Consider the following 12,441-nt stretch of genomic DNA (forward strand, 5'->3'; position numbering starts at 1 on the left):
CCTGTTGTGTACATGGTTCGTACATGCACGGTTTCCTGAAATTTCTGCTCTTCATGAGTAATCGGCATGGATTTTAAGCAGAAAAGCAGTAAAAGTTATATAAAAAGGTGAGGTTAGTTGTTTTAAATATTAGGATTAGCGAGTGGCAATCGTTTGCTTTTACCTTCTGGTTAGCTAAAATGCCCGCTTTTCCACCACGGGATTGCCTCTGATGTCTGTTAACACCCTTGAATCAGAAAGTGCGCAACCGGTTGCGCATAATCAAAACAGTGAACTGATTTATCGTCTGGAAGATCGTCCGCCGCTACCGCAAACCCTTTTCGCCGCCTGCCAGCACCTGTTGGCGATGTTTGTTGCGGTTATTACCCCGGCGCTGCTTATCTGTCAGGCGCTCGGGTTACCGGCACAGGATACGCAACACATCATCAGCATGTCGCTGTTCGCCTCCGGCGTGGCCTCGATTATTCAGATTAAAGCGTGGGGGCCGGTCGGTTCGGGATTGTTATCGATTCAGGGAACCAGTTTTAACTTCGTGGCGCCGCTGATCATGGGCGGCACCGCGCTGAAGACCGGCGGCGCAGATGTCCCAACCATGATGGCCGCGCTGTTTGGTACGCTAATGCTGGCAAGCTGCACCGAAATGGTAATTTCCCGTGTGTTGCACCTCGCGCGCCGCATCATTACGCCGCTGGTTTCAGGCGTCGTGGTGATGATTATCGGCCTGTCGCTGATTCAGGTCGGTCTGACGTCTATTGGCGGTGGTTATGCCGCCATGAGCGACAATACGTTCGGCGCGCCGAAAAACCTGCTGCTGGCAGGCGTGGTGCTGCTGCTGATTATTCTGCTTAACCGTCAACGCAACCCATACCTGCGCGTCGCCTCACTGGTTATCGCGATGGCGGCGGGTTACGCGCTGGCGTGGTTTATGGGGATGCTGCCGGAAAACACCGCGACCGCCTCCCAGGAACTGATCATGGTGCCAACGCCGCTGTACTATGGCCTGGGTATCGACTGGAGCCTGCTGCTGCCGCTGATGCTGGTCTTTATGATCACGTCACTGGAAACTATCGGCGACATCACCGCCACATCTGACGTTTCTGAACAACCGGTCTCTGGCCCGCTGTATATGAAGCGCCTGAAGGGCGGCGTACTGGCAAACGGCCTGAACTCCTTCGTCTCTGCCGTCTTTAACACGTTCCCGAATTCCTGCTTCGGCCAGAATAACGGCGTGATTCAACTGACCGGCGTGGCCAGCCGCTACGTTGGTTTCGTAGTGGCGCTGATGCTGATCCTGCTCGGTCTGTTCCCGGCGGTAAGCGGTTTTGTACAGCATATTCCGGAGCCGGTGCTGGGTGGCGCAACGCTGGTGATGTTCGGCACCATCGCCGCTTCTGGCGTGCGCATTGTGTCCCGCGAGCCGCTGAACCGCCGCGCTATCCTGATCATCGCACTCTCACTGGCGGTCGGTCTTGGCGTGTCTCAGCAGCCGCTGATCCTGCAATTTGCGCCAGACTGGGTGAAAAACCTGCTCTCTTCCGGTATCGCCGCCGGAGGGATTACCGCTATCGTTCTGAATCTGATTTTCCCGCCTGAAAAGCAGTAAGCTTTATGCGACGGTGAGTTCAATTCACCGTCGCTATAATACTCTTTCACGATTCCTGCCTTGAGGATCGCGCGTAAATCGTGCATAACTCAGCTATGTGTATTCGCGGGATGGAAGACCATGAAATTTATTGGAAAGCTGATTCTCTATCTGCTCATCGCCCTTCTGGTGGTGATTCTCGGCCTCTATTTTCTGCTGCAAACCCGCTGGGGAGCAGAGCACGTTAGCGCCTGGGTATCAGAGAACAGTCAGTATCGTCTGGCCTTTGATGCGATGGATCATCGCTTTTCCTCGCCTACGCATGTTCTGCTGGAAAACGTTACCTTTGGTCGCGACGGCCAACCGGCCACGCTGGTGGCGAAAACTGTCGATATTGGCCTGAGCAGCCGCCAGTTCACCGATCCCTTTCATGTCGACACCATCTTGCTAAAAGACGGCACGCTGAACATTTCGCTCCAGACGGCGCCCTTCCCCTTCCAGGCCGATCGCCTGCAGTTACAGGGGATGGCGTTTAACAGCCCGGGCAGCGAATGGGATCTGAGCGCCCAGCGGGTAAATGGCGGCGTGATCCCGTGGTTGCCGGAAGCCGGTCACGTCCTTGGCAGAAAAGCGCAAATTCAACTGAGCGCGGGTTCACTGACCCTGAACGACGTTCCAGCCACCAACGTCCTGATTGAAGGCAGCATCGATAACGAGCAGGTGAACTTAAGCAACATTGGCGCAGACGTGGCCCGCGGCGCATTAACCGGAGTGGCGAGGCGCAATGCCGACGGCAGTTGGATGGTGGAAAATCTGCGCCTGAACGATATCCGGCTACAAAGCGATAAGTCGCTCAGCGACTTTTTTGCCCCGTTGACAACCGTTCCTTCCTTGGAGATTGGCCGTCTCGAAGTGACCGACGCCCGCCTGCAAGGACCGGACTGGGCGGTAACCGACCTTGATCTCAGTCTGCGCAATCTGACCTTCAGCAAGGACGACTGGCAAAGTCAGGAAGGTAAGTTGTCGATGAACGCCAGCGAATTCATCTTCGGTTCGCTACACCTGTTTGATCCTATCCTGAACGCGGAGTTTTCACCGCAGGGCATTGCGCTGCGCCAGTTCACCTCCCGCTGGGAAGGTGGGATGATCAGAACGTCGGGCAACTGGCTGCGCGACGGCAAAGCGCTGGTGCTGGATGACGCCGCGCTGGCTGGGGTGGAGTACACCCTGCCGGAAAACTGGAAAAAGCAGTGGATGAAACCGCTACCCGCCTGGCTGAACAGCCTGACGCTGAAAAAATTGAGCGCCAGCCGCAATTTGCTGATCGATATCGACCCAGCCTTTCCCTGGCAGTTGACCGCGCTGGATGGCTACGGCGCGAACCTCGGTCTGGTACAGGATCGCAAATGGGGTGTCTGGAGCGGAAATGCAACGCTGAATGCGGCGGCCGCAACCTTCAACCGGGTAGACGTGCGCCGACCGTCACTGTCGCTGACAGCCAACGCCAGTACGGTGAATATCAGCGAACTGAGCGCATTCACAGAAAAAGGGCTGCTGGAGGCAACTGCCAGCGTATCGCAGCTTCCGCAGCGCCAGACACAAATCAGCCTGACCGGACGCGGCGTACCGGTTAACGTGCTGCAGCAGTGGGGATGGCCTGCGCTACCCCTCGCTGGCGACGGAAATATTCAGCTAACCGCCAGCGGCAGCATACAGGCGGACGTGCCGCTGAAACCCACGGTCAACGGACAGTTGCATGCAGTAAACGCCGAGCAACAACAGGTGACGCAGACCATGACTGGCGGAGTCGTGTCGACGACTGCCCAGTAAACAAGCCCGATGGCGGCGTTGGCGCCATCGGGTTCTTTCTCTTACGGCTCAAAGGTAGATGACAATCTCGTCCCCTTCTGCTTTCACCACTACGCCCCACTCGCTACCCTCATGTGAGCCGCCCTTCACGCCGCTCAGCGTCTGCACGTTGCGCAAGCAGACGGACCAGTTCCGCGCTTTGCCTGTGCCCGTCATGGTCAGAACATTGCCCTGACGTGACGCCTTAAGCGTAAACATCACAGCACCGTCCGCCGCAGGCACTTCGCAAGCCGCTTCACGCCCATCCTCAAGGTGGAATAACTGGAACGCAGTGCCCTCATGCCATGGGTAGTCCGGCTTCTGACTGTTGTTACCCAGCGCTAACAGTGTGTTGTCGCGCACATAAACCGGCAGGCTGAGAAAATCGTGCTGCTGTTTATGCCAGCGGTTCCCCTGAATTTCGTCGTTACGCCACAGATGCGTCCAGCGTCCTTCCGGCAGATAAAACTGAACATCCCCCGCCTCGCTGAACACGGGCGCCACCAGCACCGAATCGCCGAGCATGTACTGGCGATCGAGATAATCACACGCCGGATCGTCCGGGAAGTCCAGCATCATTGCGCGCATCATCGGCGTCCCGCGTTCGTTCGCCCGCGCAGCCTCACGATACAGATACGGCATCAGGCGGCATTTCTGTTCGGTAAAGAAACGGACTACATCGCAGGACTCATCGTCATAGGCCCACGGCACCCGGTAAGATTTACTGCCATGCAGGCGACTGTGGCTCGAAAGCAGCCCAAACGCGCACCAGCGTTTGTAAACGTGCGCCGGGGCGGTGTTTTCGAAGCCGCCAATATCGTGGCTCCAGAAGCCAAAGCCGGACAGACCGATGGACAAGCCGCCACGCAGGCTCTCCGCCATCGATTCGTAGTTGGCGTAGCAGTCTCCGCCCCAGTGCACCGGAAACTGTTGCGCACCGACGGAGGCTGAACGGGCAAACAGCACCGCCTCTTCTTCGCCCACGGTCTCTTTCAGCACGTTCCACACCAATTTGTTGTAGAGATAGGCGTAATGGTTGTGCATTTTCTGCGGATCGGCGCCGTCAAACCACTGAACATCTGTCGGAATGCGCTCGCCGAAGTCAGTTTTGAAACAGTCAACGCCGATATCCACCAGCCCCTTCAATTTGTCGGCATACCACTGGCATGTTTCCGGGTTGGTGAAGTCATAAATCGCCAGCCCGGGCTGCCATTTATCCCACTGCCACAAGGAACCATCCGGGCGCTTCAACAAATAGCCTTTCTCTTTCAACTCGTTAAATATTGGCGATTTTTGCCCGATGTACGGGTTGATCCAGACGCAGACTTTTAGCCCTTTCTCTTTCAGGCGACGAATCATTCCTTCCGGGTCCGGGAACGTTACCGGATCCCATTCGAAATCGCACCACTGAAAGGCTTTCATCCAGAAGCAGTCAAAATGGAAGACGTGCAGCGGCAGGTTGCGCGCCGCCATGCCGTCAATAAAGCTGTTTACCGTGGCTTCATCGTAGTTGGTGGTGAACGAGGTGGTCAGCCACAGCCCGAAGGACCACGCTGGCGGCAGCGCCGGACGCCCGGTAAACCGGGTATAGCGGTCCAGCACCGCTTTCGGGGTCGGCCCGTCGATGACGAAGTATTCCAGATACTCGCTTTCCACGCTGAACTGCACTTTCGACACTTTCTCTGAGCCGATTTCAAACGACACGTTCTGCGGATGGTTTACCAGCACGCCATAACCGCGATTCGTCAGGTAAAAAGGAATGTTTTTATAGGACTGCTCGGTACTGGTGCCGCCGTCACGGTTCCAGGTATCAACCGTCTGGCCGTTGCGCACCAACGCAGTAAAGCGCTCGCCCAGCCCGTATACCGTCTCGCCCACGCCGAGATCGAGACGCTCGAACATGTAGTTACGCTGGGTATGGGTATCCTGCACGTAGCCGTTATTTTTCAGCTGGCTGCCCGTAATGCGCACGCCGTTGCGCAAGAAATCCAGCGACCAGAATTCGCCTTTGGTTACGCGAACGCTCAGATCGCCGCTTTTCAGCTCGGCGTATTCATCGTTATTTTCAATCTCAACCTTCACGTCATCCAGCACGTTCAGGGGGTAATGCGGGCCGTTGTCCAGCGCGCCCTGAAAATGTACCATGCGCACCCCCACAGTACCTTGCTGCGGCGAGAAAAAACGCAGGGTAAACAGGGGGGTATCCAGTTGCCATGTACGTTCGCGAACGTCACGCGGCGCGACATAGACCACCAGTTCATTGCCATGCTGTTCGACGTCAAAGACCTGGATGGGATGAATCAGGTTAAGACCAGGCTGGATCAGCCAGTTACCGTCGCTAATTTTCATGCTCAGTTCCTTAAGTTCTGAAATTCTTTATGCGTAAATTCGTGCTGATTGCAGCGCGCGCCCTGTGCCAACTGGTCGAGGATTGTTCTCAGATACGGCGTTTTCAGGGTGTAATAGCGTTTGGCAATCACGGCGCTCAGCAGGTAGCAGATAGCCGGGACGAGAGTGAACAGGGCAATGATGATGCTGATTGTCGCGCCGTTTTGGGCCTTCGCTGCGGCATCGTAGCCCCCGCCCGCCAGCATCCAGCCAATGAGTGCTCCGCCCAGTGCAAGGCCGAGTTTCAGTACGAACAGCGTACCCGCGAAGCTAATACCGGTAAGGCGTTTACCGTTGCGCCATTCGCCATAATCGACGGTATCCGACATCATCACCCACTGGATTGGCGTCACCAGCTGGTGCAGTACGCCAATCACGAAGATAAAACCAAACATGGTGATGTTGGCGTGCATCGGCACGAAGAACATCGCCAGACTAAGCACCGCCAGCGCGGCATTGGTCCACCAGAATACGCTGACCTTGCATTTCCAGTCGGTGAGCGGTTTCGCCAGCGCAGAGCCAATGAGGTTGCCGACGCAGTAGGTGGTGAGGAAGGCGACAAACACGCCCGGCGTCCCCATAATCCAGGTGACGTAATACATCATGGCGCCACCGCGGACGCAGACGGCGAGAATGTTAAGAATGGTAAGCAGGCCGACAATCCGCCACTGGTCGTTTTGCCAGATATCGCGCAGATCCTCACGCATTGAAGTGCTGTTAGGCGGCGCTTCCACGCGCTCTTTGGTGGTGAAAAAGCAGAACGCCAGCATCAGGAACGCCACGACGGACAGCACCGCGATCCCGCCCTGAAAACCGAGCGCTTTATCGCCACCGCCGATAAAGTCCACCAGCGGCATCATTAACACGGTGGAGAGCATGCCGCCTGCCGTCGCCAACACAAAACGCCAGGATTGCAAAGAAATACGCTGCGCCGGGTCGTTAGTTATCACACCGCCCAGCGCGCAGTAGGGGATATTTACCACGGTATAAAGCAGGGTCAGCAGGGTATAAGTCACCGCGGCATAGATCATTTTGCCATTGAGGCTGAGCTCCGGCGTACTGTATGCCAGTACGCACACCAAACCAAACGGCAGCGCGCCAAACAGCACCCATGGGCGAAATTTCCCCCAGCGAGAACGCGTGCGGTCAGCTAATAGCCCCATACACGGGTCTGAAATAGCATCTAGCGCCCGCGCCAGTAAAAACATCGTACCGACGAACCCTGCGGGGATACCAAAAATATCGGTATAGAAAAACATCATGTACAACATTACGTTATCGAAAATAATATGGCTGGCGGCGTCACCCATCCCATAGCCAATCTTCTCTTTAACGGACAACACAGGATTCTTCATTTTGCATCCCCTGACGCGCTGATACCGGTTACAGTTTTTGTAAACCATCCTCCTGGGGGCGGGTATTCCGATATCTTGTTATCAAATTACGATTCTTCTTTTCTGTGATCGCGGTTGCGCCAGAAGATGTGAAAAATTGTAACTAACGGAATTTAAGAGGTTTTATATGAAACCGATCATGGTAAGGCGAAAGGTAAATTAAAAAATGACGCGGGGGGATGTGGAAACCTTGCGAAAGTGGCTATAATGCGCCCGCCTCCATGTAGCAATGCAGGCGCGGAAGATCGTCGTCTCCGGTGAGGCGGCTGGACTTCAAATCCAGTTGGGGCCGCCAGCGGTCCCGGGCAGGTTCGACTCCTGTGATCTTCCGCCAATTCGCCTCTACTGAACTCTGCCGACGTCAACAAAACCCCTTCTAATCCCTTATATATCAGGATTTCTTTGTATACAGAGGTCAATCGACGTCAACCTGAATCAAGCGGTTTTTGGGGGTGCATTCGGGGGGTACTACTCCACCTTTAAAAGACAAGCACTCCATAATGGTAAAAATGTGAGTTATAACAATGGCTTTCAACGATATCTTTGTTATACAAGAGATTCATTGGAGTGTCAGATTAGTTACTGGCGGAAATCCCCCAAGAACATGGATTCATCAAAAGCCGGAGAATGTCATGGCGCTAACCGATGTTAAAGTGAAAACCGCGAAGCCAAAAGAAAAGCCCTATAAACTGGCTGATGGCAGCGGTATGTATCTGCTGATTAACGCAAATGGTTGCAAATACTGGCAAATGAAGTACCGCTTCGCTGATGACGTGACGTAGCCACGTTTCCGGCTCAATGCCGTTAAATTCTTTTACTAAATTTTTGAAATAATAATTCCTTTACTAATTTTAATTATTTCCTGATGGCAGATTATGGTTGCATTTATCGTTTAATGAAAATGACAACAAGCGAGTTAAAAGTGAATTTTAAAATAAATAAAGAAGAGCACAACTTATTGCAGTAAATACACATATACTGATAACGGGGCAGATAACCTCGTGATGTCCGATGCTCATCTCAGCGCGAATTTATCGTCATTAAATCATGTATTGAGAAGTATTCTCACACGATACAGAGTATTCGCATTTTTCTGTAACAAAATGTTTCTTTATTTTTTTGCGCATTATCGTAGATATCTGAAAAATAGGATTTTTACCAAAAACATAAATTTTTTGTATGTGTTTGTTTTCTCTGCACCTCATCAGAAGAAATCCGAAAAAAAGATCGACAGAAGCATTCATTTCCCCATTAATAATAGTCTTAAACTATCAATTAAGGCCCACCCATCAGGTTTGACAATCAATTTTGCTTATGTAATATTCAGATTTAACTCATATATATTAACAACAGCTAAAATGAGCCTGCCGGGCAATATTTGAAAGAATCAACTCACCGGCTAATACGATCTCCCCGGAAAAAGAATTGACGGGGTTGCTATGAGACAGGGAGTACAGGCTGTATGACAAAGGAATTTGTGAAGAAGCAGGCTATTGCCAGCTGGCCTGAGGATGACATTTATTTTTCCAAAGGCATTTCGGTGCTGACCCGTTTTTTTATCAAGCTTGAACCCGGCGTGGACTATCTGTTCATCAACCTCGATAATTATACACTGGCTTCTTTTTTTCGCTCATTTTCGCAATTAAGTAAAAGTGGCTATCAACTGATAATAATTTCGAGCCATCGCCTTCTGCCATTGGCCTTTTTCTGGTTTTTAAAATACAAAACCGTCAGCGCGATCTTTGAATCGCGATGCTCACTAAATGACTTCATTCGAGGTATGGATACCGTGGCGAGTGGACGTCAGATTGCGTGGCCGCATCCGGGACCTGCGCGTTTACTCTCTTCAAGAGATGTTTTACTTCTGAGACATTATCTGGAAGGCGGAAGCATGGACTATTTACAGGAAAAACATAGTCGCGCCTATTCCACCCTACAGGGTTGGAAAGCTTCCGTCGCCCGTAAATTTAAAGTAAAAAAAATTGAGCACCTACTTGTTCTGCACTGAATAAACTCGCTTCGCCACAATCGCTTCCCCCAAAATCTTCCCCCAGCAATATCTTACGGGGCTGATAGTAACATTTGTTAAATATGGAATTTATTAACCATGGATTTAGATATGAAACGCATTTTTTACCATTCTGTATTTCCAGCATTATGCTTAACAGCATATCCGCTGACGGCTGCGGAAATGCTCCCTTCTCCTTTTCTGCCCACCCAATCCACCGCTATGCCCGGAGACCTGCTGAACAATCCGGCTTACGCTAACCACTGGGCCTGGGTGGAACAAAAATGGGGAGAAAAATATCCTGCACTTACGATTAAAGATAAAAAATATATTGCAAATCAGGAAATTGTTCTGATTAATCCCGATTTTTATAAGCAGAACGTCGTCTTATTAAACGAGTCTTACAGTTATAATAATACGCTCAACTCTGTTCAGCTTAGTATCGGTGACGGACTGTATGAGGCGGCAGGTTCTGAAGCGGTAAACACCACGGTAAAAGGGGAATACCTCAATGGCAGGGGCAACATCGAAACCGGGGTTTTACAACTGAATAACGGCGGTAAAGCTTATCATACGATCGTGGAAAACTACGGCGCCCTGACGCTAAACGGCAGGTCTGAAGCCTACGACACAGTTGTGAAAACAGGCGGAAGGCAAACCGTTGGCGGCAGCGCCTATGCTCAGGCAAACCTTATTGATGGCGGGCTTCAGGTGCTGTCCGTCACCAGCACTGCGGTGGTGGAGGACACCATTGTGCAAAATGGCGGCCAGCAGATCATTTATGCCGGCACGGCGAAAAACTCGCACATCGGCGCAGGCAGTTATCAACTCACCAGCGGCCTGGCTCTGAACACGTTCCTGTATAACGGCGCATTTCAGCAGGTCTATGCCGGACAAGGGGGAGATAACGTCGCGGATCGCGATACCACCGTCTACGCCGGGGCGCGCCAAACGGTGACCTCAGGAGTATCTGAAAGCGCCCGGATTTATGGCACCCAGGTTATTACTGGCGTCGGCGGCGAATGGCTTGACGGCGACTGGGCTTCCGACAGCGATTCCAAAGTGCGCATAAACGGTCAACAGGCGAAGGATGCAACGATTTATGCCGGCGGCCTGCAACGTATTCAGACCGGCAATGCAGACGGGACGCAGGTATATGGCACCCAGCTCGTTAACGGTCAGAAAGGCGGTTGGTCTGGCGGACAATGGGTTGAGCAGGAGGGCTGGACTGGCGGTATTCGCGCCAACGCGACCAATACGACGGTGCATGCCGGAGGACTCCAGCAACTCGCCTGGTACGGTGAAGCCAGCGATACGCTTATTGATGGCGGACGCCAGGAAGTGCTCGCGTTGGGGCATATCTCGAATACCACCGTTCGCAACGGCGGGAGCAGCCTGATCGCCTATGGCGGCTATTCATCAGACACCCTGACGGTAGAAGATGGCTCTCTGACGATGGAAGGGGGAAGCGTCCATGACTGGACGGGCAACCTGGGCAAAGGCGCATGGGCGGCAGCAGTGGACTTACAGAGCCCCTCTTCGCTTTTATATCTCAAACATAATGCTGATGACGTTGAATCCGTCGCGACGATTAAAGCGTTAACCAATAACGGCGTGGTCAATTTTAGCGGCCCTGACGGGCACACTGCCGGCCAGTTTAATCGCCTTGAACTTACCACGCTGGACGGTAGCGGCACCTTCATCATGAATACCAACGTTTCCGGCGGAGTGGGCGATTTCCTGAACGTTTCTGACGCTGTTACCGGGCAATTTCATGTCACCGTGCGGGATTCAGGCAGCGAGCTACGTAGCCGCAGCGTTTCGCCTTATCATCTGATTTATGCCAACGGCAGCGCGACAGATACCTTCTCGATGACAAACGGTAGCGTCGATCTGGGGGCTTATAAATACTATCTTGTGCATGGTGCGGATAGCGATAAGGACAACTGGTATTTATCGCCTGTGGCGGTAACGCCGGAACCGGGTCCAGATCCGGACCCAGAACCAACGCCTGAGCCTGGCCCCGATCCGGAACCGGCGCCCAATCCGGATCCGAATCCTGCCCCCGAACCGGACCCTCACCCTGCGCCCGAACCAGGCCCAACGCCAGGCACAAAACCGGATTTATCGGAAAGCGCCAAAGCCGTTATTGCGATGGCTAACGTGACGCCAACCCTCTGGGACGCCGAGTTGTCAACGCTACGTACCCGTCTCGGTGAAATACGCCAGATGGGCGATCACGATGACGGCGCCTGGGGTAAATACATCAGCAGCCGTTACCGTGTTTCAACAGAGCATGTAGGTTATCGTCAGGATATGAATGGCGTGATGTTAGGCGGCGATAAGCGTTTCAGTCTGGAAAGCAGCGCCCTGATTATGGGCAGTATGGTCTCTTATACGCGTTCCGATTTGGACTCATCCAGTACGCAGGGTAAAGCGGATAGCTATGGCGTCGGTCTGTATGCTACCTGGTTACATAACAGCGGCTATTACGTGGATGGCGTATTAAAAGCCAACTATTTCCGTACCGAGAATAATCCTTACTTCAATGGCGGGCGTACTCATGCCAAAGATAATACCGTGGGCGGTGGTCTTTCTGTTGAAGCCGGGAAACATATCACGCTTGAGGACTGGTTTGTTGAGCCTTATGCGCAGGTTTCGTGGTTTATGGGCGATAAGACGCATTATAAACTCGACAGCGGGATGTCGGTTAAAGCAGATGCGGCCCGCTTGTTAAAAGGGGAAACCGGCCTGACCTTTGGTAAAAACATGACGCTGGCGGATGGGACATTGCTTCAGCCCTATGCGCGGCTAGCCGTTCGACATGAGTTTATGAAGAACAACGACGTCATTATCAACCATACAGAGCGGTTTAGTAACGATATGTCCGGCACCAGCGGCAAATACGGTCTTGGGATGACAGCGAAGCTAAATGATCGATGGTCTGCCTGGGGAGAAGTGAACTACGAAAAAGGTGAACATATCGAGACGCCTTACAGTGGTCAACTCGGTATCCGTTACAGCTTCTGATAAAACGCTTCATAAAAGCCCGTGTAGCCACGGGCTTATTCAATATCCCTTCCAACACGAAAGCTTTTCGACCCATGCCGGATGGCGCTACGCTTATCCGGCCTACAACTATCTCCGTAAGCCCGGTCGCGCAACGCCACCGGGCCGTTCCGTTAAAACGACGCTTTAATGCCGAGCATCGCCGAGGTGTC

At 52.9% G+C, this 12,441-nt stretch carries 6 protein-coding genes, 1 tRNA gene and 1 pseudogene; 6 read left to right on the forward strand and 2 right to left on the reverse strand.

The window, feature by feature from the left end; genetic code table 11:
- Positions 1 to 211: 211 nt before the first annotated feature.
- Both xanP and APU02_RS13730 read left to right on the forward strand, forming a co-directional pair.
- Complete coding sequence (xanP, locus tag APU02_RS13725) at positions 212 to 1,603, forward strand: xanthine/proton symporter XanP (protein ID WP_060570290.1); 1,392 nt, start codon at positions 212 to 214, stop codon at positions 1,601 to 1,603.
- A gap of 120 nt (positions 1,604 to 1,723) precedes the next feature.
- Entirely contained in the window at positions 1,724 to 3,412 is a 1,689-nt protein-coding gene (locus tag APU02_RS13730) for an AsmA family protein (protein WP_060570291.1), read from the forward strand.
- Positions 3,413 to 3,460: 48 nt separating this feature from the next.
- On the opposite strand, the gene yicI is transcribed toward APU02_RS13730, so the two are convergent.
- Entirely contained in the window at positions 3,461 to 5,779 is a 2,319-nt protein-coding gene (gene yicI / locus APU02_RS13735) for an alpha-xylosidase (RefSeq protein WP_060570292.1), read from the reverse strand.
- Between the two features lie 2 nt (positions 5,780 to 5,781).
- Positions 5,782 to 7,173 carry a glycoside-pentoside-hexuronide family transporter gene (locus APU02_RS13740; protein ID WP_060570293.1) on the reverse strand — a complete coding sequence of 464 codons (1,392 nt, stop codon included), beginning with the start codon at positions 7,171 to 7,173 and terminating at the stop codon, positions 5,782 to 5,784.
- Between the two features lie 278 nt (positions 7,174 to 7,451).
- On the opposite strand from APU02_RS13740, the gene APU02_RS13745 reads away from it, so the two are divergent.
- The 4 genes and pseudogenes from APU02_RS13745 to APU02_RS13755 all read left to right on the forward strand — a co-directional run bounded on the left by APU02_RS13745 (position 7,452) and on the right by APU02_RS13755 (position 12,250).
- A tRNA-Sec gene (locus APU02_RS13745) sits at positions 7,452 to 7,546 on the forward strand.
- Between the two features lie 298 nt (positions 7,547 to 7,844).
- Positions 7,845 to 7,979 (forward strand): annotated as a pseudogene (locus tag APU02_RS25215) (Arm DNA-binding domain-containing protein); the annotation flags it as partial.
- Positions 7,980 to 8,674: 695 nt separating this feature from the next.
- The gene (locus APU02_RS13750; protein WP_042287095.1) at positions 8,675 to 9,220 is read left to right on the forward strand and encodes a hypothetical protein; all 546 of its coding nucleotides are present in this window, start codon (positions 8,675 to 8,677) and stop codon (positions 9,218 to 9,220) included.
- Positions 9,221 to 9,403: 183 nt separating this feature from the next.
- A complete protein-coding gene (locus APU02_RS13755; RefSeq protein WP_239692868.1) occupies positions 9,404 to 12,250 on the forward strand; it encodes an autotransporter outer membrane beta-barrel domain-containing protein in 2,847 nt (948 codons plus the stop codon).
- Positions 12,251 to 12,441 lie beyond the last annotated feature (191 nt).

It is taken from the genome of Citrobacter sp. 50677481 (genome assembly GCF_001463265.1).
In the GTDB taxonomy this organism is placed as follows: domain Bacteria; phylum Pseudomonadota; class Gammaproteobacteria; order Enterobacterales; family Enterobacteriaceae; genus Citrobacter_A; species Citrobacter_A sedlakii.